The sequence below is a fragment of the Nocardioides sp. NPDC000445 genome (genome assembly GCF_040300245.1).
GTDB lineage: Bacteria > Actinomycetota > Actinomycetes > Propionibacteriales > Nocardioidaceae > Nocardioides.
Genome location: NZ_JBEPDH010000014.1, coordinates 37,036 through 60,306, shown reverse-complemented (window position 1 = coordinate 60,306; position 23,271 = coordinate 37,036). Strand labels below are relative to the sequence as shown.

Below are 23,271 nucleotides of genomic sequence, written 5' to 3'. Positions count from 1 at the left end.
GTCGCGTACGGGCACAGTGGTCCCCGGGATTCGGCCCGATCGTATCGGTGCACCCTAGGGGATCTGCCACTTCCCGCATTCTGCGTGGTTTCGATCCTCCCACGATCGGGTGACCACCAGCGTCAAGGCGACCGGGGTGCCGTCGTTTTGGGTCGGTGGACGCCCGTGGGCTAACGTTTCCTCTGCTGCACGCGCGAGTGGCGGAATAGGCAGACGCGCACGGTTCAGGTCCGTGTGTCCGAAAGGACGTGGGGGTTCAACTCCCCCCTCGCGCACGTGGAGCGGTTCACGAACTAGACCGCTCGATTGCACAGACTGAATCTGGCCCCCGACCTGGGAAAGGTCGGGGGCCAGATTCGTTTCGTGGGGCTAGTGGCGCTGCGGGCATTGAGCGTGCAAGTCCGCCTCGCGGCGATCAGAGGGCGAGTGATGCGCGAACCGAAGGATCCGGTGCTGGTCGCACTCGGCTGGCGAGTCGATAGTGAGGTCGACCTTGGGTTCGGCCTCTCTGCTTTCCCTGGTCGCTCGCGTTCAGGTTCCGACCGAGGTGACCGGGCGGATAAGCCCCACGCTCTATGTAATGCAGGCCGGCTGCGGTCAGTGTTGCATGCCATCGAGGGCCACGGCCCCTGATCTTGACGAACTTTCGCCTCTCCAAGGCGCGTGCCGTCAGCCGCTGGTTGGTCGCCTCGCTGGCGCCGGGCTCTCCCGCAAGCCAGTTGAGCATGGCCACCTGGGTGACGTTGAGTCGTGCTGTCACGTGCCCTGAGCCTAGGGCGATGAATCGGCGACCATCGAGCAGAATCGCGCGTAAATAGGCCCGTCCGTCCAAATTGTGCAGCGTGTGATGGGACCTCGGACCTGTTCGGCCAAGGCTGATTGCGGTCAGCACCACGGTTTGTACTCATAGCGCCGGTTTCGAGGCCTACCATCCGTCTTGTGACGACCTTGGGAGTTAACTCGGCCAGTGACATCATGTGGTTGGCGTCTGCCGCCGGGGACACGGTCGCCGCAACCGACCCAATCAAGCTCGAACTACCTACCGGCCTCGAAGCTGGTCGGCAGCTTGCCGCCCTTGCTGAGGACACCGAGCGGGTATTGCGGGCTCTGAATATCGACAACGTTGTCATCCTCGACCCGGAGCCGAACAACCGACTCACGTTCGCCCAGTCGCGACGGCGAGTGACCGGCGAGACCTTGGTGGCGCTGGCCGCAGCACGCCTCGATCGCTCATGTGACCACCTCTCCCGACGGCGACTGCGATCACTCCTTGATCTGCCGGCGGGCGGAGACTTGTCAACCCTGTCGGCGAGCGTGATCGACCTGCCGCTGGCGCCGCACTGGAAGAGGAAGCGTGATCTGGCGGCGTTGGCTGCGCTCGCCGGTGAGAGGGAGATCCATGCTGCGGGGTGAACGGCTTGACCGGCCGACCTACTCGTTCCTTCGGACCATCACCGACGAGGGCAACACCGCTATCTGCTCGCGTGGGATCCACGAGATCTACGAATGCGAGGTCGTTCAGAAAACGATCTCAACGCTGGGCATGCCCGATTCGATCGCCCGCGAGCCCCAGTTACTCAAGGAGGTCAAACACGAACGGATCATCGAGGTCTGGGAAGCACAGTGGGACCCCCAGTACCAGGAACTACAAGCGATCACGTTCGTCACGCCCTACATGGCCGGCGGCAGCATTCACACGGCACTGACCGAGGGCGAAAGGTTCAGCATCCAGCAGGTGGTGCAGATTGCGTGCGACGTGCTGGTCGCACTCGACGCCCTTCACGACCAACACCAGATCCTTCATCGCGACGTCAAACCCGGCAACATCCTTCTCGAACCGGATCGGCGTCGAGCACTCCTCGGTGACCTAGGCAGTGCCGCGCGAATGGGTGGCGAGGATTGGGGCGCCGACGCACACGCGGGATCCCCCCTCTACCGGTCCCCCGAAGCGATGTCGACCGGTCGTGTCACCGCCCGATCAGACCTCTACTCGCTCGGTGTGACGATGATCGAGATGCTCAACGGCCCGTTCCCCTACGAGTACCTGGACCGCGACAACATCGACCAGCGTCTGGCCAACGGCCGCCGCCCACTGGCGGATCGCAGTTACAAGCCGGCGCCGTGGGTTCCGAAGCCGCTGGCCACCTTCATCCGAAGCCTGATCAACGTCGACCCCGACAAGCGCCCCGTCGATGCGGCCACCGCTCTGCGCACCCTGCGGGCCCTGCGCCTCATCGACTGGCGACGGACCAGCGGTTCAGACCTCGTGGGCAAATGGTTGGGCTACTGGCCTCCCCAGGAACGACGTCAGCGTCAACGCATGATCGAGATCGAGACCACCCTCGTCGAGCGCGGTGTCAACAAGGGACGTATCGCTGCCGCCGCTCGGTGGCGTACCGCCAACGGCAAGTGGCGAAACTACGCCCGGCTCAACGCGCGACTCGAGGCGACGCCCGAGGCGCTCGCGACATACTTCAACGAGGTCGAGCGCGCCGCCCAAGCAGCACCAACGAGGTAGACCGCGGCGGCCGCATCCGCGGGAAGCCGCCCAAGCTCGCGCTGCGCCGCCATCCTGCCGCGGCCGCTCGGTGCGTACCAGGCCCGAGGCCCATCTTCGATGGCCTCGAGCATGCCAGAGTTGGCGGCATCCCACAGCGCGCGCGTCAATCCGGTCACGCGGCGGCCGACATCAGGGTCTGGACGAGAATCGATCTGCGTGTGGAACCGCTTCAACAGTTCCTCAGCCCCCTCTTCATCGGCTCCATGCAAGGACAGAAGTGCTTCATGTGCCGCTCGAGGATCGTGCGCGTCTAGCGCGGCCACGCCTCCGGCCGTCATGATGGTGACGACCAGGGCGGACAGACCTTGCATAGACATATATTTATCCTACCTTCGAGGTCCGACAATGGCAGGCGAACGACACTCGGTCCAGGCCGACGAGAGGCTCGATGCGAGTCGAGATCGACAGGTGTCTTTCCGCCTACCGATGGCCCTCGATAAGCGGCTCGATGCGCTGGTCGATCGCGCCCTCGACGCCGGGGAGCGGACCAACCGTCGCGAGTTGCTCAGCGCACTGCTCCTCCAAGCAGCACACGACGGCGACGAGCTCGGTGCGCTGCTGCGGGACTACCGACGAGCCAAGGTTCGTGATGCTCTCCTCGACCAAGACGACACCAACGTCGTCGAATTCGTCCGCCGAGCACCGGGGCCCCGGCCTCGATCTCACTGACAACAACGGGGCGCTGTCACGATCCGGCCTCGGCCGCTCCTATTGGGCCGGCGACCGAACGTCAAACATGTCCGATTCGTCGAGCTGGTGGCCTTCTCGGCGCCCTCGCTGCTGCCCGCCTGCCTGAGTCCATTCTCGGACTAGGTAACAGAAGGAGTCGCGACCGAGACACGGTCCAGTATCGAAGGTCCTTCTCCAAGGTACGGCCGTACGTCGGCCGCTCGCGCCTCGGCGTTCCCAGACTCTCCGTCCGCACGATCCGAAGTGCCACACCCAATGCGCACGCGAGGGATTGGGTCGGCAGGGACCGCCCGCTCCGACGAAATGGTGACCCGTAGCCGATGCTGCGCGTGCGTCAGCCTCATTGGGAGTCGTCATCACCGAAGCCCCCAAACCTCAGCGGCCCTGCACCCGGTGACGCGAGCTGGACAAATCCGCTGTGACCCAATTTGGACGTTTCGCGTCCGCGCCGGCCGCGAGGCTCTTACGCTCGCTGACCGGGAGAAGAGGGAGGTGTCGACGCAATGGTTGAGATCAAGACGATCGTCTGTTTGGCGAACTCGTGGAAGCACCACGATTCGTGCGTTGCGGGTATCGAACTGACTCAGGGTGGTGACGTCGGCGACTGGATCCGGCCCGTGAGCGCCCGGCAAGGGCATGGCATCAGCCTCAAAGAGCAGACGCTTACCGACGGCACAGCGCCCCAGGTGCTCGACGTCATCGCGATCGGGCTTCGGAAGTACGCGCCCAAAGAGTTTCAGGTCGAAAACTGGCTACTTGACCCCCAGGTCCAGTGGACCCGCGTCGAACGCCTTACGTACGCAGATGCGGCGGCCATCGTCGATACACCCGCCACTCTGTGGACTCTTGGACATTCGACACAGCTGGGTACGAACGACTGCGTGCCGGCACGAGAGCTCGAATCCATCGAAAACTCCCTCGTGCTCGTCGCGGTCAACAATGCAACTGTGGTGGTCGAGGTCAATCCGTGGGATGGGAAGACGCAGGTCCGCCTTGCTTTTGACTACAACGGGGAGGAGTACGTTTTGCGCGTCACCGATCCGGATCATCACGGCCGATACGAGAAGCTGGGAAAAGGCCGATACGACCTCAGCCCACAGACTCTTGTTACCGTCAGCCTGGTCGAGCCTTGGGCCAGGCCGGATGGAACCACGGCGGACTCCTACAAGGTCGTGGCCGCCATCATCCAACCGTAGTGACAGAGGAGGTGCTCGATGGACAACGACGGGACCATCTTCACCATCGGGCACTCAACTCTCGAAGCTGACGTCTTCGTAGCGCTCCTCCAACGACACGGCATCTCCGCTGTGGCCGACGTCCGGTCCGTCCCCGCAAGCCGATTCAATCCCCAGTTCAACCGCGACGCCCTCAAAGCCACGCTCGCAAAGAGTGGCATCGAGTACGTCTCTATGGGCCGGGAACTCGGTGCGCGGTCAGAAGACCCGAACTGCTACGTCAACGGCAAAGTGCAGTATGGACGCCTCGCGCAGGCGCCCCCGTATCAGGCGGGACTCGAACGCCTCGCGTCCGGCCGCCAAAAGCACAGGATCGCCATCATGTGTTCAGAAGGAGACCCCCTCGACTGTCACCGGGCAATCCTCGTCGCCGAGTCACTTGTGTCCTTGGCAATCCCTGTCATCCACATACTCGGCGACGGCATGCTCGAGCCGCATAATGAAACTCGTCTCCGTCTCCGACTGCTTCACGGCCTAGCCGAGGCTGACTTGTTCAACACTCTGGACGAGTTGACCAAGCAGGCATTGCACCGCCAAGAGATCAAGATCGCGTACGTCGACGACGGGAACGAGGAGGTCGCGGACTGATGGTCCAGCTTTACACGATCGGATTCACCAAGAAGTCCGCGCGGACGTTTTTCGGCCTGCTCAAAGACTCGGGCGCCAACGAACTCGTAGACGTACGCCTCAACAACATCTCGCAACTGGCCGGCTTCGCCAAGCGAGACGATCTGGAGTTCTTCCTTGCCGAGCTTTGCGACATGCGATACCGCCACGCCGCCTCGCTCGCGCCGACTCAGGAGATGCTCGACGCATTCAAGAAGAACAAGGGCGACTGGGGCGTATACGAGCGCGAGTTCGTTGACCTCATGCGCCGGCGGCACATCGAGGATGCCCTCGACCCGGCCATGCTGGACAGTTCGGTCCTGCTCTGCAGCGAAGAGAAGCCGCACCACTGTCACCGCCGGCTCGTCGCGGAGTACCTGGCTGAGCACTGGGCCGACGTACGCATCACCCATCTCGGCTGACGATCCGGAGACATCAGTCAGCCTGCCCTCCCTGCCGAACAGCGGTTCGACGGCATCAGCCTTCCCGCATGCGCAGCAGGCGCGACCCTGCTCGGCGACGGAGAGGGCCACTTCCATTGCACGGTCCACGATGAGCTCGGGGGCGACCACCTGATCGTGCTGTCGCGCTCGCGCGCCGTCGAACTCGCCGCCGGCCGCCCGGGTCTTCCACCGCAGCGACTTCGGAAGGTTTGTCTGGGCGGTCTGCGCCCTTTCGAACAGTTGCCACCGATGACGGCAGGAGCAGGGACGAGCGCTGGTGGACTGGCGCGTTCGTCTGATGTCACAGATCGATCCGGGGCCTCGTCGCAAGGTTGAACATCGAGATCATCTGAACACAGGGAGACATTATGAACATCGCGCTCTGGATCGTCGCCGGCGTATTCGCCTTCGGCTACATTGCCGGTGGCATCGTCAAGCAGACGATGCCCTATGAGAAGTACGCCGCGAAGCTGGGCTGGCCGGAGGACTTCACGCCGGCCAACGTGAGGTTCATGGGTGTCGTCGAGGTCCTCGGCGGGATCGGGCTGGTCCTGCCGGGGCTGGTGAGCGTGGCGCCGATCCTGGTGCCGGTCGCCGCGTCGGGCATGGCGCTCTACATGGCCGGGGCGATCACCGAGCGGATCCGGCGAGGTGAGTACAAGGAGCTCGTCGGTGACCTGGTGTTCCTCGCCGCGATGATCTTCATCGCGTGGGGGCGCTTCGCGATCGAGCCGTTCTAGCGGTCCGGGCCTTCGGTCGGCAGCCTCACGGATGGTGGCCATCAGTCCGTGATGCGTGGGCCGAAGGTCTCTGCCCGTGGCGCCTGCCGGGATCCACGATCGGTGGAGAGGCAACGAGCGGCGGGGAGGTCAGCCATGGTTCACCGCGCGGGTAGGGACTTCGAGGATCGCGTCGACGCCGGCCGGCGACTGGGCCGGCGACTGGCGTATCTGCGGGGAGAGGGCGCAGTGGTCCTGGGCCTTCCGCGGGGAGGCGTGCCGGTGGCTTTCGAGGTCGCCCAGGAGCTGCACGCGCCCCTGGACGTGATCGTGGTTCGCAAGCTCGGGTTGCCGTTTCAGCCCGAGCTGGCCATGGGAGCGATAGGCGAAGGCGGGTACGAGGTGCTCGACCGGCCATTGATCGCTCACGCTGGTGTGACTGATCAGGAGCTGCATCTGGTCGAGTCCCGTGAGCGATCCGAGCTGGAGTCCCGGGTGAGGAGGCTGCGTCGGGGGCGTGATCCGCTCGATCTCACCGGACGCGTCGCGCTCATCGTGGATGACGGCATCGCCACCGGGGCCACGGCGCGAGTCGCGTGTGAAGCGGTACGCCACAAGGGCGCTCGACGAGTGGTTCTCGCCGTTCCGGTCGGTCCGCCCGACATCCGCCACGGGATCGCCGGTGCCGACGAAGTAGTGGTGCTGGAGACCCCGGATCCGTTCCTGGCGGTGGGTCACCACTATCGAGACTTCGCCCCGACCAGTGACGAGGAAGTGGTCGCGCTGCTCGCGGAGGCGTCGCGACGTGAGCGGCGACGCGCGGTCGAGGCGGCGGCTGACTGTGACATCGACGTGGAGATTCCGGCCGGACCGGTCGTACTCCAGGGGCATCTGCACCTGCCGGACCAGCCCGCGGGCGTGGTGGTGTTCGCACACGGCAGCGGCAGCAGCCGGCACAGCCCCCGCAACAGGTACGTCGCCTCCGTCCTGTACGACGCCGGCCTGGGCACGCTGCTGCTGGACCTGCTCACCCCGGAGGAGGAGCGCGACCGCGCCAACGTGTTCGACATCGAGCTGCTGGCCGACCGGCTCGGCGCGACGGTCCGCTGGGTCCGGCGCCGCACGGACACAGCCGGGGCTCCGGTCGGTCTCTTCGGCGCCAGCACCGGGGCCGGCGCGGCCCTGTGGGCCGCAGCCGATCCGAGGCTGGACATCGCCGCCGTGGTGTCTCGTGGCGGGCGGCCCGATCTGGCCGAGCCGCGGCTGGGGTCGGTGACGGCGCCGACCCTGCTGATCGTCGGCGGCGCCGACACCGAGGTGCTGCGACTCAACAAGACGGCGGCCGCTGAGCTGGCCGGCCCGAGCCGCGTGAGCGTCGTACCCGACGCGACGCATCTGTTCGAGGAACCGGGTGCCCTGGAGGAGGCCGCTCTGCTCGCCCGGGACTGGTTCCGCCACCACCTTGCGGCGGACGACCGCCACAGGTCGACACAGGGTGCCACCCGATGAGCGAGCCGGTCGACGGTGAGGCTCGGACGCAGATCCGGGATCTGGCGCTTCCGCTGGTGGGGCTCTCCGATCTCGACCCGCTGGTCGAGCGTCTGGGCCCGATGCGCTTCGCCTGCCTGGGTGAGGCGTCGCACGGCACCCACGACTTCTACCGGTGGCGGGCGGAGCTGAGCCGCCGGCTGATCGGGGAGCAGGGCTTCACCTGGATCGGCGTGGAGGGCGACTGGCCGGACTGCTGGCGGATCAACCGCTGGGTCCGCGGCATGACCGGACCCGACCTCAGCGCCCGGCAGGTCCTGGCCGGGTTCGAGCGCTGGCCGACCTGGATGTGGGCCAACAGCGACGTCGCCGACTTCCTGGACTGGTTGCGTGCCTGGAATCTCGCCCTGCCGAGGGAACGACGGGTCGGGTTCTACGGGCTCGACCTCTACTCGCTGTGGGACTCCCTGCGCGAGCTCATCGCCTGGCTGTACGAGCACGCCCCGGCAGCAGTGGAGCAGGCCCTCCGGGCCTGGCAGTGCTTCGTGCCCTACCGCGAGGATCCGCACCAGTACGCATGGGCCACTCGCCTGGTCCCGGAATCGTGCGAGGACGAGGTTGTGGCCGCGCTCGTAGCGGTCCGCCGGCGCACCGTCGTGCCCGGTCTCCCGGACGACGAAGGTGCCTTCGACGCGTGGCAGAACGCCGAGGTCGCCGCGAACGCCGAGCGCTACTACCGGACCATGGTCCGTGGCGACCGCATGTCCTGGAACATCCGTGACCACCACATGGCGAGCACGGCCGCGCGGGTCGCCCACCATCTCGGACCAGGGTCCAAGGGACTGCTGTGGGAGCACAACACCCACATCGGAGATGCCCGGGCCACCGACATGGCACGCGCTGGGATGGTCAACGTGGGACAGCTGATGAGGGAGCGGCATGCCCGCGACGGTGTGGCCCTGGTCGGGTTCGCCGCACACCGGGGAACTGTCCTGGCGGCGTCCGGGTGGGGTGAGCCCGAGGTCGTGTTCGACGTCCCCGAGGCAGTTCCTGGCAGCCACGAGGATCTCCTGCACGGCACCCTCGGTGAGCCGGCCTGTCTGATCTTCCCCGAGGACCGCGGCGGTCAATGGCTCACCGTTCCGCGTGGGCACCGTGCCATCGGAGTGGTCTACGAACCCCGGAGCGAGACCGGAAACTACGTCTCCACCGTGATCGGCCGGCGGTACGACGCACTGATCTGGCTGGAGCACACCAGCGCTCTGCGGCCCCTCCACCACGAGGCACCACCCCACGAGCCCGAGTACGAGACCGAGCCGTCGGGACTCTGACGCCGCGCCGGCCGCAAGCAGACGTGCCGGGCCCTCGGGATGCCCGCATTTTGAGTGATGCGCGCGGGGAACCGGGTCGCTAGCCTGACGCCATGGAGCGGCCGTGGCCGCTGACCGGGCGGGACGACGAGCTGCGCAAGGTGGCGGCGGCGATCCGGCCCGGTGCGGCGGGCGTCATCGTTGCGGGTCCGGCGGGGGTGGGGAAGACCCGGCTCGCCCGTGAGGCGTTGGCGGCCTCTGCCCGTGCCGGGCGATCCGTCGTGTTCGCCCATGGGAGCACAGCCGCCCGGCCGTTCCCGCTCGGCGCGTTCGCCGGCCTGCTCGATGTGCCGCCCGGAGAGGCTGCCGAGACGATCGGCCGGGCTCTGGACCAGCTCGTTCGGCAGTTGCCGCTCGTGCTGACGGTCGACGACGCGCACCTGCTCGACGAGCACTCCGCGATCGTCGTGCACCGGGTGGTGGCCCGGCGGCTGGCGCCGGTCCTGATCACGCTGCGTACTGGGGAGCCCGCGCCCGACATCGTGACCTCGCTGTGGAAGGACGACCACCTCCCCCGCCTGGACCTGGCGCCGTTGGATGCCGAGGAGAGCACCCGGCTGATCGCCCGGGTGCTCGGCGGTCCGGTGGACACGGACTCCGCGCACCGGCTGTGGACGATGACCGAGGGCAGCCCGCTGTTCCTGCGGCACCTGCTTGCTGGCGAGGTGGCGACAGGGAGGTTCACCGCGGCGTCCGGGATCTGGCGGTGGACCAGCGAGCCGGCGATCTCGCCGGAGCTCGCCGGTCTCCTGGAGCGGGAGATCGGGGACCTCGCGGCCGGGGTGCGGGACGTCGTCGACCTGGTCGCCCTGGCCGAGCCGGTGGCGGTCCGTACGCTGTCGGCACTGACGTCCGTGGAGGATCTCGAGGAGGCCGAGAGGCGCGGGCTCGTGCGCACCGATGGGGTGGTGGCCCGGCTCGCGCACCCCCTCTACGGCGAGGTACGCCGCACCGCCATCGGCACGCTGCGTGCCCGCCGCCTCCGCGGTCGGGTGGCGCTCACCCTGGACCCGGAGCCGGACCCGATCCCCCGCGCCGTACTGACGCTCGACTCCGACCTGCCACCGGAGCCGGCGCTGTTCCTGCGGGCCGCCGAGGCCGCGACCCGGATGTACGACCTGCCGCTGGCCGAGCGGCTGGCGCGCGCGGCCGCTGCCACCGGCGACATCGCCGCGAGGGTCGTGCACGGCGCGGCGCTCTCCTGGCTCAGCCGTGGCGAGGAGGCCGAGGCGATCCACGAGGACATCGTCGCCACCGCGTCCGACCCGGGGCTGCTCGCCATGGTGCAGCTGCACCGCACCGGCAACCTGCTCTTCACGATGGCCCGGCCCGACGAGGCTCATCGGGCGTTGGCCGCGGCCGAGGCCACCGGGGCAGCCCCGGCCCACGTCGCCGCCATGTCGCTCGTCCTGAATCTGGTGGACGGTGAGATCTCGGGCGTGCTCGCCCGGGCGCCGCAGCTGCTGCGGAGCGAGCTGCCCGACGACCTGGCCGGCATCCTCGTGGCCACCGCCGCTTCCGCGGCGGCCGCCGTCACCGGTGACCGCGAGCTCCTCGACGAGGCCGCGATCGTGGGTGGGTTGACCGCAGACCGGGTGCCGACCGTCATCCCCGGCTTCGGGCTCGCCGACTTCCAGGTGCTCGGGCACCGTCTTGCCGGCACGCCGGACCGGGGCGCGGACCTGGCCCGGAGGATGCGGGCGGCATCGGCCGACCTCCCCGGGCCGGCCAGGCTCATGGGGCTCGTCGTCGCAGGTCACGCGGCCCTGGCAGAGGGCCGCCTGCTCGATGCCCTGCTCTCGCTGCGCGAGGCCTGGGCCGGGCTGGAGGGCTCCGGCCACGAGTTCCGGTTCCGGTGTCGTACGTTGCTGGCGACCGCATCGGCGCAGGCCGGCCAGCCGGAGAACGCCGCGCCGCTGCTGGCCGACGTGGCTGCCGGGCACCATCCGGCGTACCGGCTCTATCTGCCCGACGATCGCCTGGCGCAGGCGTGGGGTGCCGCGGCCGAGGGATGGACGACGGAGGCGATCGGCCACGCGGTCGCCGCGGCGGCTCTCGCTCGCGAGGCGGGTTCACCGGCGTACGAGGTCCTCGCCTGGCAGACCGCGGTCCAGCTCGGCGACACGACCGTGGCGCCGGCCCGCCGGCTCGCCCCGCTGGCCGGACTCGGCCCTCGCGCCGACACGGCCCTGGCCCACGCCGGGGCCTGGGCCGACGAGGACGGCGACGCGCTGCTCCGGGTGGCGCATGCGTGGGCCCGGCTCGGTGACCTCGTCGCCGCGGGCGACGCGGCCGCGCAGGCCGCCGACGTGCACCGCCGCGCGGGGCGGCAGGGGTCGGCCCTGACCGCAGCGGCCACCGCGGCGAAGCTGGCCGAGAGGTCGGGTGCCCGCACCCCGGCGTTGGTGGTCGCGGCCCGACCACTGCCGCTGACAGCCCGCGAGCGCGAGATCGCCGCCCTGGCCGCCCGAGGGCTGTCGAACAAGGACATCGCGGCGCGACTGACCCTGTCGGTGCGCACCGTCGAGGGCCACCTCTACCGGGCCGGCCACAAGCTCGGCGTCTCCGAACGAGCCGGGCTGGCCGACACCCTCGGAGTCGAGTAGCGCACTACTCGCCCCACCCCGGCTCCAGCGGCGGATGCTGAACGCACCCAACCGGAGGAGGAGTCATGAGCACCACGTACGTTCGGCCCGACGAGGGCCGGCACATTCCGATGATCGACGGCGACCACATCGCGAAGGCGGCCGTGAAGGACGCCCAAGGTGCGTTCGAGGTCTTCGAGGTCGTCGCCCCCGCCGCGCCGATGGCGCCGCCACACGTCTCGCCGTGGAGCGGGGTGCTGTACCTGCTCGAGGGTCGCGTCACCGCGTACGTCGACGGCACGGCCTACCACGTGGAACCCCACGGGATGGTCGTCTGCCCCGCGGGGACGCCCCTCACCTTCGAGGTCGTCGGCGACTCCGCCCGGTTCCTCGCGATCACCACCGGCGACGGCGCCGGCCGGTTCTTCGCCGACTTCGCCAGCTCTGTTCCCGCCGACCAGCCGGCCGCGGACTCGATGGCCGCGATCATGTCGGTCACCGAGCGCCATGGCGTCGCGCTCGCGGGCGGGTGATCCGCGCGACTCGACAACAGAGGCCTGCCTCGGAACGCGACGTCGTGCCGCGTTCCGAGGCAGGCCCGGTGTGTTCGGGTCGGTGACCCGTCAGAGGTCGCGCCGGATCTCGTCCTCGCGCGGAAGGTCCGGGCTGCGTCGCAGGTTGACGACGGCCAGGGCCAGGCCTCCCCAGATGACCAGCATCGCGACGAGCATCATGACGATGGCGGAGCCGCTCATGACTGTGCTCCCTTCTCGTTGAAGTGAACCGTGGACAGAGCCTCGGGGTCTCGCCACTTGGCCTGAGCGGCCAGGAACCCGAAGACGATGACGGCGCCGGCGGCGCCCCAGCCGAAGACGGCGAGCATCCAGCCCGGGTAGCCGCCGTAGGGGGTCTTCAGGTCCTCCCAGAAGGAGAGCCCGAGCACGAGGACCAGGCCGATCGGAGCGACGATGCTGACCAGGATCCGCCACCAGGCGCCGACGACGATCGAGCTGCCGTCGGACAGATGGTCGCTGAACGTCGGCAGCACGCGCAGCCCCCAGCTCATGATCAGCATCGAGATCACCGCGACCAGCAGGATGCCGAACTGGTTGATGAAGTGGTCGATGATGTCGAGCACGTAGATCCCGCTCGTGGTGGCGAAGAACACCAGGCTGAGCACTGCCATCGGCACGGTGACCGCGATCGTGGCGGTGGTGCGCGTCATCTCGAACTTGTCACGCACCGCCGAGATCACGACCTCGACGATGGACACCATCGAGGTGAAGCCGGCGATGACCAGGGAGAAGAAGAAGAGCACCCCGATCAGGGCCCCTGCGGGCGCCTCGCTGATGATCGCGGGGAAGGCGACGAACGCCAGACCGATGCCAGAGGTGGCGACCTCGCCGACGGCGACCCCGTTGGCCTGCGCCATGAAGCCGAGCGCGGCGAAGACGCCGATGCCGGCGAGCAGCTCGAAGCTGGAGTTGGCGAAGCCGACCACGAGGCCAGAGCCCGGCATGTCGGTGTGCTTGTGGACGTAGGAGGAGTAGGTGATCATGATGCCGAAGCCGATGGACAGCGAGAAGAAGATCTGTCCGTACGCCGCCGCCCACACCGTTGCGTCGGTCAGCGCTCCCCAGTTCGGGGTGAAGAGCGCGTCCAGCCCCTCGGCCGCACCGGGGAGGAAGAGCGAGCGCACCACGAGGATCGCGAAGGCGACGACGAGGATCGGGATGAAGATGGCCGAGGTCGCGCCGACGCCCTTCTGGACGCCGAGCAGCATGACGGCCAGGATCGCGACCCACACCAGCAGCAGCGGGATCAGCACTCCCCACACGGGGGTGGCGTCGACGCCCGGATCGCCGGCCTTGAGGAACTCGCCGAAGAAGAAGCCCTCCGGGTCGTCACCCCAGGCCTTGGTGACGCTGAAGATCGTGTAGCGCACCGCCCACGCCATCACGGCTGCGTAGTAGATGGCGATCATGAAGCAGATGCCGACCTGCCACCAGCCCAGGCCCTCGGTGCCGCGGCGCAGGCGCGCGAACGACAGCGGGGCGGATCCGCGGTAGCGGTGGCCCAGTGCGTAGTCGAGGAACAGGAACGGGATTCCGGCTGTCAGCAACGCGACGATGTAGGGGATGACGAACGCGCCACCCCCGTTGTCGTAGGCGACGTAGGGGAAACGCCAGATGTTTCCCAGGCCCACCGCGGAGCCGATCGCCGCGAAGATGAAGACCTGTCGCGATGAGAACGCTCCGCGTTTTGCCGCGGCTGCTTCCTGCACGCCCTCAGGTGTCGTGCTCATATCCGCCTCCTTGCTCGATATGTGCGTGGCGCTTGTGGCGCCGAATGTACTGCTGGCGACGCTTGTGACGCCGATCACAGACAATAGTCATCCGGCCGCCAGCGGTCGATTTCGGGGCTTGGCGGCTGTCGGCGGCGTCGTCCGAACCATTGACAAAGAGGCGTTGAGTGTTGATTGTGTGAGACATGAACTCATATGTGTCTCACGACCGGGTCGCGTACGCCCCGTTGAGCGGGGAGTCGTGGGCCGACCCGTGGCCGATGTACGCCGCGCTGCGCGAGCACGAGCCGGTCCATCACGTCGCCCGGGGTGACTACTGGGTCCTGACCAGGCACGACGATGTCTACGCGGCGGTGCGTGACCACGAGACGTACAGCTCGACCGGAGGGCTGACGACCGCTCATGACGAGCTCGACCGGATCGGGCTGGCCGACAACCCGCCGATGGTGATGACCGATCCGCCGGCGCACACGGCGTTCCGAAAGCTGGTGAACCGCGGGTTCACCCCGAAGCAGGTCGAGGACGTGACTCCACGGGTCACCCAGTTCGTCGTCGAGCGGGTCGAGCAGCTCAGGGCCGCCGGCGGTGGGGACATCGTCACGGAGCTGTTCAAGCCGTTGCCGAGCATGGTGGTGGCCCACTACCTCGGCGTCCCCGAGGTGGACTGGGGTCGCTTCGACGTGTGGACCGACGCGATCGTGACGGCCAACGCCGCTCAGGACGAGAGCATCGGAGCCGGTGCCGCCGCCGAGCTGATGGGCTACTTCGCCGAGCTCATCGAGCGGCGCCGGCGGGAGCCCGGCGACGACACCGTCTCCCATCTCGTCGCCGCCGGGCAGGCCGATGATGACGCCGGCCTGCTGCGGGTGCTCGCGTTCGCCTTCACGATGGTCGCGGGCGGCAACGACACGACGACCGGGCTGCTGGGTGGTGGCCTCCCGCTGCTGGCGGAGCGCCCCGACCAGCGCGAGCTCGCCCTGCAGGATGTTCCGGCCGCCGTCGAGGAGCTGCTGCGTCTCACCTCGCCGGTGCAGGGGCTCGCCCGGACCACCACCCGCGACGTCACTCTCCACGACGTCACCATTCCCGCGGGCAAGAAGGTCCTGCTCTGCTACGCCGCGGCGAACCGGGATCCGCGCGCCTTCGGCGCGGACGCCGAGGAGCTCGACGTCACCCGCCGGCCCCGGCAGATCCTGACCTTCGCTCAGGGCGCGCATCACTGCCTGGGCGCGGCGGCCGCCCGGATGATGGGCCGGGTGACGCTCACCGAGATACTCACCCGGATGCCGTCCTTCACCGTCGACCACGACTCCCTGCGATGGGCGCCGGGGAGCTACGTACGCAGGCCCGTCAGCCTTCACGTCGAGGTGACGGCGTGAGCTGGCTCGAGGCGGAGCGGACCGAGCTCGCCGCCGAGCGGATCCTCGACGCCGCGGGCGCGCTCTTCGTGGAGCGGGGCGTCGACAAGCCGGGCATGGACGAGGTCGCCCGCGCGGCCGGCTGCTCGCGCGCGACCCTGTACCGCTACTTCGAGAACCGGCAGGCGCTGATCTACGCCTTCGCCCACCGCGAGGCGCGGCTCATCACCAAGCAGGTCGGGGAGGTCGCGGCCGAGGTGACCGACTCCCGCAGTCGCGTGGTCGAGGCCGTCGTCGCCTGCCTCGCCGCCGTGCGCGAGCGCCCCCACCTCGCCGCCTGGTACGCGGGTGACAGCACTCTCCTCCGCGAGGTCCTCCACGACTCCCCTGTCATCCGCGGCGTCGCCCAGAGCTACCTCGCCTCCGACTCGGAAACCACCGATCCCGACCTCGCCGACTGGATCCTGCGGATCATCCTGTCGTTCCTCTCCAACCCCGGCGACGACGAAGAAGCCGAGCGCCGCCTGCTGGAGCGGTTCCTCGTGGTGCCGGCGAGCAGCTAGACCCGTCAGCGGCGGGCGGCCGACGGGGCGGTGCCGTACTTCCGTCGGTGGGCGGCGGCGAAACGGCTCGCGGAGGAGAAGCCCCACCGCGCCGCGACGTCGCCGACGCTGAGGGTGGGGTCGGTGGTGAGGTCGGCGTGGGCGCGCTGGAGCCTGATGTCGAGGAGGTAGCGGGAGGGTGCGCAACCCAGCCACTGCTGAAAGCCCTCCTGCAGGCGGCGGACGCTGGTGCCGGCGAGGGTGGCCATGTCGGCGGCGGTCCAGGCCCGGGCCGGGTCGTCGTGGAGGGCCTCGACCACGCGGCGGATCGTCCTCGGCTGCGCAGCTGCGGTGACACCGCCGTCGGGGCAGCACATCTCCATCAGGCCGGCGGCGACCGCGCCGGCGAGCTGGCGGCGTACGAGCTCGCTGTCGGCGAAGAGGTCCGGGGCGTGCAGGTTGGCGGCCAGGCTGGTGATCAGGCGGTGCCAGGCGCGGCCGCGGCCGCGTTCCAGCGACAGCTGCTCCGGGAGGATGGCGCGGGTGTTGACGCGATCGGTGCCCAGGATCCGCTCGGTCTCGACCTCCAGCCAGTCGCTGTCGAACTTCACGCCGAGCACGGTGCAGGTCGCGTCCCAGTGGCTGATCAGGGACGGGGTGTCGGCCCGGAAGACGGTGCCCTGGCCGACCACCGAGGTGATCTCCCCGAACCGGCCGCGGCTCTCCAGGTGGCCGGTGATCGGCATGTTCACCTCGTACGCGCTCGGGTAGTCGCACTCGATCGCGACGTCCGCGCCCCAGCCGACGTGGCCGATCAGGACCGGCCCGAGATCGAGCGTACGCAGCGTGAGCCGCGGCTCGTGCGCGCCGCCGACCGGCCGGAGCTCGTGCGGGAAGTACGCCTGGGCCACGACGCGCGAGGCCTGCCCCCAGTCCCTGGGAGCGGCTCGCATACGACCGGACATGCCGCTGAGCGTACCTGAGACGAGCGTCACAAATCGGCCGCGCTCAGGGTGCCGAACCCGCGCAATCCGTGTCGCCGCTGCGTCGGGACCGACCTACTTTCGAGTCCTGTTCGGAACCTCCCACCCTCCCGAGGAGCACCCATGACGACCACGCAGCAACCCGGCAAGCAGGACCTCTCCTGGCTCGACGAGGTGACGATGACCGAGCTGGAGCGGAACCCCTACCCGACCTATGAGCGCCTTCGCCGCGAGGCGCCGCTCGCCTTCGTCCCGGTCCTCGGCTCCTATGTCGCCTCCACCGCGGAGATCTGCCGCGAGGTCGCCACCAGCCCCGACTTCGAGGCGGTGATCACCCCGGCCGGCGGACGTACGTTCGGGCACCCGGCGATCATCGGCGTCAACGGCGAAATCCACGCCGACCTGCGCGGCATGGTCGAGCCCCAGCTCCAGCCGGCCGAGGTCGACAGCTGGGTGGACGACCTGGTCCGCCCGATCGCCCGGAACTACGTCGAGCAGTTCGAGGAACGCGGCCGCGCCGAGCTGGTCGCGGAGTACTGCGAGCCGGTCTCCGTACGCTCGCTCGGCGACCTGCTCGGGCTGCAGTCGGTCTCCTCCGACAAGCTCCGCGAGTGGTTCCACAAGCTGAGCGTCTCGTTCACCAACGCCGCGGTCGACGAGAACGGGGAGTTCACCAACCCCGACGGCTTCACCCCCGGTGACGAGGCCAGGGCCGAGATCCAGGCGGTCGTCGACCCGCTGATCGACCGGTGGATCGAGCACCCCGAGAACACCGCGATCTCCCACTGGCTCCACGACGGCATGCCGCCGGGAAAGACCCGCGATCGCGCGTACATCTACCCCACCATCTACGTCTACCTGCTGGGCGCGATGCAGGAGCCCGGCCACGGGATGGCCTCGACCCTGGTGGGGCTCTTCAGCCGCCCCGAGCAGCTGGAGGAGGTCGTCGACGACCCGTCGCTGCTGCCGCGGGCCATCTCCGAGGGCATGCGCTGGACCTCCCCGATCTGGTCGGCGACCGCGCGGATCAGCACCAAGCCGGTCACCATCGCCGGCGTCGACCTGCCCGCCGGGACCCCGGTGATCCTCTCCTACGGCTCCGCGAACCACGACTCCGGGAAATACGATGCGCCGACGGCGTACGACCTGCACCGGCCGCCGCTGCCGCACCTCGCCTTCGGCGCCGGGAACCACGCGTGCGCCGGCATCTACTACGCCAACCAGGTGATGCGGATCGGGCTCGAGGAGCTCTTCGAGGCGATCCCGAACCTGGAGCGCGACACCGGTGAGGGCATCGAGTTCTGGGGCTGGGGATTCCGCGGCCCGACCAGCCTGCACTGCACCTGGGAGGTCTGAGCGATGTCCGCCGCGATCAGTGTCTCCGGCCGCCGCGTCGAGTGTGCCGAGGACCAGTCGATCCTGGAGGCGTTCCTCCGCGCCGGCGTGTGGATGCCGAACTCCTGCAACCAGGGCACCTGCGGCACCTGCAAGCTGCAGATCCTGTGCGGCGACGTCGACCACCGCGACTCGCCGCTCGAGACGCTGACCGCGGACGAGCGCGCGAGCGGTCTGGCGCTGGCGTGCCAGGCCCGGCCGCTCGAGGACACCGAGGTCGCTCTGCGTGGCACGGAGGCGGGCCGCGCCACCCATCCGCTCCGTGACCTCACCGCCACCGTCGTCGACGTAGAGGATGTCGCCCGCGACACCCGGCGCGTCCGGCTCGGTCTCGAGGAGCCGCTCGCGTTCTCGGCGGGACAGTACGTCGAGGTGCTCGTCCCCGGCACCGCCGAGCGCCGCCAGTACTCGCTCGCCAACACCGCCCAGGAGGACAAGGTCCTCGAGCTCCATGTACGCCGGATCCCCGGCGGCGTGGCCAGCGACTGGCTCTTCGGGCCGGTGGCCGTCGGCGACCGGGTCGAGGTACGCGGCCCGTTGGGCGACTTCCACGTCCCGGACGCGGACCGGGACGAGGGCGAGCCGATGGTGCTCATCGGTGGCGGCACCGGTCTGGCGCCCCTGCTGGGCATCGCCCGCACCGCGCTCCAACGCCACCCCGACCGGGTGATGGTGCTCTACCACGGCGTACGCACCGAGGCGGACCTCTACGACACCGACCGGCTCGCGGAGCTGGCTGAGAGGTATCCGAGCTTCAGCGTCGTGACCGTGCTCTCCCGGGAGACGCGACCCGGTCACCGCAGCGGCTACGCGCCCGACGCCTTCGTCGAGGACGTCGCCAGCGCCCGTGGCTGGTCCGGGTGGCTGTGCGGCTCGCCGGCGCTGGTCGACGCCGGGGTCAAGGCGTTCAAGCGGCGCCGGATGGCGCCCCGGCTCATCCATCGCGAGAAGTTCGAGCCGGCCGACGGGCTCGGACCAAGCGTCTGACCCGCGAAAACCCCCGGCGCCGAGACCGGTTCTTGCCGAGATATATCACAAACCCCCAGGATGGAGCGCGAGCGACCGGATGCCTCCGGCGCCTCGAGAGGAGAGACATGCAGCAGGTCAAGGCCGTCGTCGCCCGTGCCAAGGGCGCGCCCGTCGAGCTCGTCACGATCAACGTCCCGGACCCGGGACCGGGCGAGGCGGTGGTGAAGATCCAGTCGTGCGGGGTGTGCCACACCGACCTGCACTACCGCGAGGGCGGGATCAACGACGACTTCCCGTTCCTGCTGGGTCACGAGGCCGCCGGGGTCGTCGAGGCGGTGGGTCCGGACGTGACCGACGTGGCACCGGGTGACTTCGTGGTGCTCAACTGGCGCGCGGTCTGCGGCAGCTGCCGGGCATGCAAGCGCGGCGAGCCGCAGTACTGCTTCGCCACGTTCAACGCCACCCAGAAGATGACGCTCGAGGACGGCACGGAGCTCTCGCCCGCGCTGGGCATCGGTGCCTTCGCGGAGAAGACGCTGGTCGCGGCGGGTCAGTGCACGAAGGTCGACCCGGAGGCCCGGCCTGCCGCTGTCGGACTGCTCGGCTGTGGCGTGATGGCCGGTATCGGTGCCGCCATCAACACCGGCGGCGCGACCCGCGGCAGGTCGGTGGCGGTCATCGGGTGCGGCGGCGTCGGAGTGGCGGCGATCGCCGGTGCGGCGCTGGCCGGGTCGAGCCCCGTCATCGCCGTCGACATCGACGCGAAGAAGCTGGAGCGCGCCGCGGCCATGGGCGCGACGCACACCGTGGACTCCTCGCAGGCCGACCCGGTCGAGGAGATCCGACGGATCTGCTCGGAGACGTACGAAGGTGCCGAAGGCGCCGACATCGTCGTCGAGGCGGTCGGGCGCCCGGAGACCTGGAAGCAGGCCTTCTACGCCCGCGACCTGGCCGGCACCGTCGTGCTCGTCGGTGTGCCGACGCCCGACATGACGGTGCCCGAGATCCCGCTCATCGACGTCTTCGGACGCGGTGGTGCCCTCAAGTCCAGCTGGTACGGCGACTGCCTCCCCAGCCGCGACTTCCCGATGCTGGTCGACCTCTATCGCCAGGGGCGGCTCGACCTGGACGCCTTCGTGAGCGAGGAGATCGGGATCGAGGATGTCGAGGCGGCCTTCGAGAAGATGCATCACGGTGGCGTGCTGCGTTCGGTGGTGGTCCTGTGACCGGCGTACGCATCGACCACGCCGTCACGAGCGGCACGTTTAGCCTCGACGGCGAGACCCACCAGGTCGACAACAACCTGTGGGTGATCGGTGACGACGAGGAGTGCCTGGTCATCGACGCCCCTCATTCGGTCGAGGACATCCTGGCCGTGGTGGACGGTCGCCGCGTGAAGGCGATCGTCTGCACGCACGCCCACGATGACCACGTACGCGTGGCGCCGGCGCTGCGAGAGGCCGTCCGGGCCCCGATCCTGCTGCATCCCGACGACCGGCCGCTGTGGGAGCTCACCCACTCGGACGAGCTGTGGGACGCGGACCTGTCCGACGGCCAGGTCATCGAGATCGGCGACACCTCGGTGACCGTCCTGCACACGCCGGGTCACGCGCCCGGGGCGGTCTGTCTGTCGGTGCCGTCGCTGGGGTGCGTCTTCACCGGGGACACCCTGTTCCAGGGCGGTCCCGGGGCGACCGGGCGCTCGTTCAGCGACCGGCCCACGATCGAGTTGTCGATCCGGGCCAAGCTGTTCACGCTTCCTGGAGACACGGTCGTCCACACCGGGCACGGCGAGGACACCACGATCGCCGCGGAAGCCGCCGGTCTGGGCTGACGCAGGACCCCGGCTATCCGCGTCGCTCGGCGTCTGCGAACTCCGCGCGCATCCAGGCGCACCACTCCAGTGCCGTACGCCGCGACCGGATGCCTCCTTCGAGGGTGATCCGTGTGGCGAACAGCGGGTTCGACGGGTCGCGGACGCCGGGGCGGTCGGCGATCTCGGCCAGCTCCTCGAGGTAGTGGTCGAGGGCGCCCTGATGGGCCTCCTCGAGCCGGCCGACCAGCTCGGTGGCGGCGTCGGGCTCGACGGTCCAGATGGACCACAGCCGGAGGATCTCCAGGTCACGGACCGGCTGGGGCTCGAGGTCGCCGACGACCCAGGCAGCCAGGGCGGCCCGGCCGGTCTCCGTGATCCGGTAGCGCTTCGTCGGCCTGGGGCCGGCTCCGTCGATGACCTCGTGGTCGACCAGGCCGGCGGCGTCGAGGCGGTTCAGCTCCGGGTAGATCTGGGAGTGGCGGGCCGTCCAGAAGTAGCCGATCGGCTGGCGCATCCGCTGCGCGACCTCGTAGCCGGTGCTCGCTCGCCGTGCCAGCAGGCCGAGGATCGCGAAGCCGAGGTTGGAAGCGGTGACCTCGGGATCATTCATATGTCAATATTGACATATGCGGAGCATGAAGTGCGTAGCGGCCGGGGCGGCGATCCTCGGCCTGTTGCTGGCAGGCTGCGGCGCCGACGACGCCGGCCCGGCGAGGGCGAAGGCGTCGGGTCCGGTGCTGCCCACCGACGGGCCGTACATCGAGGGCGAGCTCGGCGGCTGCTTCCTGCCGGAGACCGACGCCGGGGTGGAGCCGATGCAGGTCGTCGGCAAGGAGCTCGAGCTGCCGGCCATCCGCTTCTCACCGCCGGACGGCCAGGACCCGTCGGCGGTGCTGGTGATGCTCCACCAGACCGACGGGGACCGCTGCGGCTGGGGAGACTTCGCGATCCTTGCGGCTCTCCACGGCGTCGCCGGCCTCTCGTTCGACCTCTGCGGCTACGGCGATGCCGACTGCGGGATCAAGGACCCCGACGACCCGGTGCCGCAGGTGCAGGCCGTGCTGAGCGAGGTCGAGAAGCAGTGGCCGGATGCGCCGGTCGTGCTGGTCGGCGCCTCGATGGGAGGCAGTCAGACCGTCCGGGCCGTCGCCGCCGGCGTGGACGTCGACGGCTGGGTCGACCTGTCGGGGCCGTCGAACTGGGCCGGCGTCGACCTGGCCTCGGTCGCCGACTCGATCAGCACGCCGGGCCCGATCGCCATCGCCGAGGACACCGACGGCGCCGAGGAGGCCGACGCCGCCCAGGCGCTGGCGCAGGCCACGTCCTCGGAGTTCGTCCCCGTCGAGGCGGGGCACGGCTGGGAGCTGGTGGTCGAAGAGGGCCGGCTCACGCCGCTCGGTCAGCAGGTCGTCACGTACGCCGCGAGGTGATCGGCAGCACGATCGAGAGCCGCTCGGCGGCAGCCTGGAGGTGCGGGAGCAGCTCGACCATCCGGGCCATCTCCATCCGGTAGGAAGGGGCGGCGATCGACACAGCGGCGAGGGCATGGCCGTCCGGGCTGAGGACGGGGACACCGAGTGCGCGGATGCCGATCTCGTGCTCCTCGTCCGCGACGGCGTACCCCTGCTCGCGCACTTGGTCGATCGTCTCCGCGAACGCGGCGCGGTCGGCGATCGTGTGAGGCGTCTTGGCGTCCAGGTCGAGGTCGTCGACGAGGCCCTTCCGCTCGGCGTCGGGGGCGAAAGCCACCAGGACCTTGCCCATCGAGGTGCAGTGCAGCGGTCCGAGGCCGCCCGGCGTGCCGATCACACTGACCTGCTGCGGTCCCTGGACGTGGTGGACGTAGAGCTGGTTGTGAGCCGAGCGGACCGACATCAGCGAGGTCTCGCGGGTCTGCTCGGTGAGCTCCTCCAGCGCGGGCAGCGCCGAGCCGGCGAAGCCGCGGCGGTGCGCGACGTACTGGGCGAGGGAGAAGACCTTGAGCCCGAGGGAGTAGCGCTTGCTGTCCTCGTCGAAGGTCGCGAAGCCGTCGCGGATCAGCGCCGCCGCGAGCCGGTGGCAGGTGCTGAGCGGGAAGCCGGTCTCCCGGCTGAGAGCGGAGAGCGGTACGCCGGAGGGATAGGCGGCGAGCCGGTCGAGCAGGAGCAGCGCCTTGCCGACCATGTCGCGCTTGGCTGCCGCATCCGTGGTGTCGTCCATACCGCCAT

23 protein-coding genes and 1 tRNA gene are annotated in these 23,271 nt (G+C 69.2%); 19 read left to right on the top strand and 5 right to left on the bottom strand.

What is annotated here, in order from left to right:
* The first annotated feature begins 191 nt into the window (after positions 1-191).
* From ABT304_RS19005 to ABT304_RS18950, 12 genes are all read left to right on the top strand, one after another.
* Positions 192-275, top strand: a tRNA-Leu gene (locus ABT304_RS19005).
* Positions 276-939: 664 nt separating this feature from the next.
* Complete coding sequence (locus tag ABT304_RS19000) at positions 940-1,413, top strand: hypothetical protein (protein ID WP_350717508.1); 474 nt, start codon at positions 940-942, stop codon at positions 1,411-1,413.
* Positions 1,400-2,518, top strand: a complete 1,119-nt coding sequence (locus ABT304_RS18995; RefSeq protein ID WP_350717506.1) for a protein kinase domain-containing protein — start codon at positions 1,400-1,402, stop codon at positions 2,516-2,518. The genes ABT304_RS19000 and ABT304_RS18995 overlap by 14 nt, the downstream gene beginning before the upstream one ends.
* A 468-nt stretch (positions 2,519-2,986) precedes the next feature.
* The gene (locus tag ABT304_RS18990; protein WP_350717505.1) at positions 2,987-3,229 is read left to right on the top strand and encodes a hypothetical protein; all 243 of its coding nucleotides are present in this window, start codon (positions 2,987-2,989) and stop codon (positions 3,227-3,229) included.
* A 524-nt stretch (positions 3,230-3,753) separates the two neighbouring features.
* The gene (locus tag ABT304_RS18985; protein ID WP_350717503.1) at positions 3,754-4,446 is read left to right on the top strand and encodes a dual OB domain-containing protein; all 693 of its coding nucleotides are present in this window, start codon (positions 3,754-3,756) and stop codon (positions 4,444-4,446) included.
* 18 nt (positions 4,447-4,464) lie between these two features.
* Positions 4,465-5,073, top strand: coding sequence for a DUF488 domain-containing protein (locus ABT304_RS18980; protein ID WP_350717501.1), 609 nt, complete (start codon positions 4,465-4,467; stop codon positions 5,071-5,073).
* Positions 5,073-5,513, top strand: a complete 441-nt coding sequence (locus tag ABT304_RS18975) for a DUF488 domain-containing protein (protein ID WP_350717499.1) — start codon at positions 5,073-5,075, stop codon at positions 5,511-5,513. Before ABT304_RS18980 ends, ABT304_RS18975 begins: the two co-directional genes overlap by 1 nt.
* A 389-nt stretch (positions 5,514-5,902) precedes the next feature.
* A complete protein-coding gene (locus ABT304_RS18970) occupies positions 5,903-6,274 on the top strand; it encodes a DoxX family protein (RefSeq protein ID WP_350717497.1) in 372 nt (123 codons plus the stop codon).
* Between the two features lie 135 nt (positions 6,275-6,409).
* Positions 6,410-7,762, top strand: a complete 1,353-nt coding sequence (locus ABT304_RS18965) for a phosphoribosyltransferase family protein (protein ID WP_350717495.1) — start codon at positions 6,410-6,412, stop codon at positions 7,760-7,762.
* Positions 7,759-9,072 (top strand): erythromycin esterase family protein, encoded by a 1,314-nt coding sequence (locus ABT304_RS18960; protein WP_350717493.1) that lies wholly within the window; start codon positions 7,759-7,761, stop codon positions 9,070-9,072. The genes ABT304_RS18965 and ABT304_RS18960 overlap by 4 nt, the downstream gene beginning before the upstream one ends.
* 92 nt (positions 9,073-9,164) lie before the next feature.
* Positions 9,165-11,717 carry a helix-turn-helix transcriptional regulator gene (locus ABT304_RS18955; RefSeq protein WP_350717491.1) on the top strand — a complete coding sequence of 851 codons (2,553 nt, stop codon included), beginning with the start codon at positions 9,165-9,167 and terminating at the stop codon, positions 11,715-11,717.
* A gap of 65 nt (positions 11,718-11,782) precedes the next feature.
* Positions 11,783-12,229 carry a cupin domain-containing protein gene (locus ABT304_RS18950; RefSeq protein ID WP_350717489.1) on the top strand — a complete coding sequence of 149 codons (447 nt, stop codon included), beginning with the start codon at positions 11,783-11,785 and terminating at the stop codon, positions 12,227-12,229.
* A gap of 90 nt (positions 12,230-12,319) precedes the next feature.
* On the opposite strand, the gene ABT304_RS18945 is transcribed toward ABT304_RS18950, so the two are convergent.
* Together ABT304_RS18945 and ABT304_RS18940 are read right to left on the bottom strand one after the other, a co-directional pair.
* Positions 12,320-12,451: a methionine/alanine import family NSS transporter small subunit gene (locus ABT304_RS18945; RefSeq protein ID WP_160026071.1), complete on the bottom strand. Its 132-nt coding sequence runs from the start codon at positions 12,449-12,451 to the stop codon at positions 12,320-12,322.
* On the bottom strand, positions 12,448-14,001 hold the full coding sequence (locus tag ABT304_RS18940; protein WP_160026070.1) for a sodium-dependent transporter: 1,554 nt from the start codon (positions 13,999-14,001) through the stop codon (positions 12,448-12,450). Before ABT304_RS18940 ends, ABT304_RS18945 begins: the two co-directional genes overlap by 4 nt.
* Positions 14,002-14,186: 185 nt before the next feature.
* Between ABT304_RS18940 and ABT304_RS18935 the strand changes: the two genes are divergently transcribed.
* Positions 14,187-15,380 carry a cytochrome P450 gene (locus ABT304_RS18935; protein WP_350717487.1) on the top strand — a complete coding sequence of 398 codons (1,194 nt, stop codon included), beginning with the start codon at positions 14,187-14,189 and terminating at the stop codon, positions 15,378-15,380.
* Positions 15,377-15,922 carry a TetR/AcrR family transcriptional regulator gene (locus ABT304_RS18930; RefSeq protein WP_350717485.1) on the top strand — a complete coding sequence of 182 codons (546 nt, stop codon included), beginning with the start codon at positions 15,377-15,379 and terminating at the stop codon, positions 15,920-15,922. Before ABT304_RS18935 ends, ABT304_RS18930 begins: the two co-directional genes overlap by 4 nt.
* Positions 15,923-15,927: 5 nt before the next feature.
* On the opposite strand, the gene ABT304_RS18925 is transcribed toward ABT304_RS18930, so the two are convergent.
* Complete coding sequence (locus tag ABT304_RS18925; protein WP_350717483.1) at positions 15,928-16,866, bottom strand: helix-turn-helix transcriptional regulator; 939 nt, start codon at positions 16,864-16,866, stop codon at positions 15,928-15,930.
* A gap of 141 nt (positions 16,867-17,007) precedes the next feature.
* On the opposite strand from ABT304_RS18925, the gene ABT304_RS18920 reads away from it, so the two are divergent.
* The 4 genes from ABT304_RS18920 (at position 17,008) to ABT304_RS18905 (ending at position 21,082) form a co-directional block, all read left to right on the top strand.
* Complete coding sequence (locus ABT304_RS18920) at positions 17,008-18,240, top strand: cytochrome P450 (protein ID WP_350717481.1); 1,233 nt, start codon at positions 17,008-17,010, stop codon at positions 18,238-18,240.
* A gap of 3 nt (positions 18,241-18,243) precedes the next feature.
* Positions 18,244-19,266 carry a 2Fe-2S iron-sulfur cluster-binding protein gene (locus ABT304_RS18915; protein ID WP_350717479.1) on the top strand — a complete coding sequence of 341 codons (1,023 nt, stop codon included), beginning with the start codon at positions 18,244-18,246 and terminating at the stop codon, positions 19,264-19,266.
* Positions 19,267-19,373: 107 nt separating this feature from the next.
* Positions 19,374-20,474 (top strand): S-(hydroxymethyl)mycothiol dehydrogenase, encoded by a 1,101-nt coding sequence (locus tag ABT304_RS18910; protein WP_350717477.1) that lies wholly within the window; start codon positions 19,374-19,376, stop codon positions 20,472-20,474.
* Positions 20,471-21,082: an MBL fold metallo-hydrolase gene (locus ABT304_RS18905; protein WP_350717476.1), complete on the top strand. Its 612-nt coding sequence runs from the start codon at positions 20,471-20,473 to the stop codon at positions 21,080-21,082. Before ABT304_RS18910 ends, ABT304_RS18905 begins: the two co-directional genes overlap by 4 nt.
* A 13-nt stretch (positions 21,083-21,095) precedes the next feature.
* On the opposite strand, the gene ABT304_RS18900 is transcribed toward ABT304_RS18905, so the two are convergent.
* Positions 21,096-21,674, bottom strand: a complete 579-nt coding sequence (locus tag ABT304_RS18900; RefSeq protein ID WP_350717474.1) for a PadR family transcriptional regulator — start codon at positions 21,672-21,674, stop codon at positions 21,096-21,098.
* A gap of 16 nt (positions 21,675-21,690) precedes the next feature.
* On the opposite strand from ABT304_RS18900, the gene ABT304_RS18895 reads away from it, so the two are divergent.
* Positions 21,691-22,494 (top strand): alpha/beta hydrolase, encoded by an 804-nt coding sequence (locus tag ABT304_RS18895; RefSeq protein ID WP_350717472.1) that lies wholly within the window; start codon positions 21,691-21,693, stop codon positions 22,492-22,494.
* On the opposite strand, the gene ABT304_RS18890 is transcribed toward ABT304_RS18895, so the two are convergent.
* A complete protein-coding gene (locus ABT304_RS18890) occupies positions 22,475-23,263 on the bottom strand; it encodes an IclR family transcriptional regulator (protein WP_350717470.1) in 789 nt (262 codons plus the stop codon). The two genes, ABT304_RS18895 and ABT304_RS18890, sit on opposite strands and share 20 nt — an antisense overlap.
* Positions 23,264-23,271: the final 8 nt, after the last annotated feature.

What these genes read in the sequence shown, in the direction of transcription:
- ABT304_RS18995 (WP_350717506.1), top strand. Translation starts at nt 1,400, where the DNA reads ATGCTGCGGGGTGAACGGCTTGACCGGCCGACCTACTCGTTCCTTCGG.
- ABT304_RS18990 (WP_350717505.1), top strand. Translation starts at nt 2,987, where the DNA reads ATGGCCCTCGATAAGCGGCTCGATGCGCTGGTCGATCGCGCCCTCGAC.
- ABT304_RS18985 (WP_350717503.1), top strand. Translation starts at nt 3,754, where the DNA reads ATGGTTGAGATCAAGACGATCGTCTGTTTGGCGAACTCGTGGAAGCAC.
- ABT304_RS18980 (WP_350717501.1), top strand. Translation starts at nt 4,465, where the DNA reads ATGGACAACGACGGGACCATCTTCACCATCGGGCACTCAACTCTCGAA.
- ABT304_RS18975 (WP_350717499.1), top strand. Translation starts at nt 5,073, where the DNA reads ATGGTCCAGCTTTACACGATCGGATTCACCAAGAAGTCCGCGCGGACG.
- ABT304_RS18970 (WP_350717497.1), top strand. Translation starts at nt 5,903, where the DNA reads ATGAACATCGCGCTCTGGATCGTCGCCGGCGTATTCGCCTTCGGCTAC.
- ABT304_RS18965 (WP_350717495.1), top strand. Translation starts at nt 6,410, where the DNA reads ATGGTTCACCGCGCGGGTAGGGACTTCGAGGATCGCGTCGACGCCGGC.
- ABT304_RS18960 (WP_350717493.1), top strand. Translation starts at nt 7,759, where the DNA reads ATGAGCGAGCCGGTCGACGGTGAGGCTCGGACGCAGATCCGGGATCTG.
- ABT304_RS18955 (WP_350717491.1), top strand. Translation starts at nt 9,165, where the DNA reads ATGGAGCGGCCGTGGCCGCTGACCGGGCGGGACGACGAGCTGCGCAAG.
- ABT304_RS18950 (WP_350717489.1), top strand. Translation starts at nt 11,783, where the DNA reads ATGAGCACCACGTACGTTCGGCCCGACGAGGGCCGGCACATTCCGATG.
- ABT304_RS18945 (WP_160026071.1), bottom strand. Translation starts at nt 12,451, where the DNA reads ATGAGCGGCTCCGCCATCGTCATGATGCTCGTCGCGATGCTGGTCATC.
- ABT304_RS18940 (WP_160026070.1), bottom strand. Translation starts at nt 14,001, where the DNA reads ATGAGCACGACACCTGAGGGCGTGCAGGAAGCAGCCGCGGCAAAACGC.
- ABT304_RS18935 (WP_350717487.1), top strand. Translation starts at nt 14,187, where the DNA reads ATGAACTCATATGTGTCTCACGACCGGGTCGCGTACGCCCCGTTGAGC.
- ABT304_RS18925 (WP_350717483.1), bottom strand. Translation starts at nt 16,866, where the DNA reads ATGTCCGGTCGTATGCGAGCCGCTCCCAGGGACTGGGGGCAGGCCTCG.
- ABT304_RS18920 (WP_350717481.1), top strand. Translation starts at nt 17,008, where the DNA reads ATGACGACCACGCAGCAACCCGGCAAGCAGGACCTCTCCTGGCTCGAC.
- ABT304_RS18915 (WP_350717479.1), top strand. Translation starts at nt 18,244, where the DNA reads ATGTCCGCCGCGATCAGTGTCTCCGGCCGCCGCGTCGAGTGTGCCGAG.
- ABT304_RS18910 (WP_350717477.1), top strand. Translation starts at nt 19,374, where the DNA reads ATGCAGCAGGTCAAGGCCGTCGTCGCCCGTGCCAAGGGCGCGCCCGTC.
- ABT304_RS18900 (WP_350717474.1), bottom strand. Translation starts at nt 21,674, where the DNA reads ATGAATGATCCCGAGGTCACCGCTTCCAACCTCGGCTTCGCGATCCTC.
- ABT304_RS18895 (WP_350717472.1), top strand. Translation starts at nt 21,691, where the DNA reads ATGCGGAGCATGAAGTGCGTAGCGGCCGGGGCGGCGATCCTCGGCCTG.
- ABT304_RS18890 (WP_350717470.1), bottom strand. Translation starts at nt 23,263, where the DNA reads ATGGACGACACCACGGATGCGGCAGCCAAGCGCGACATGGTCGGCAAG.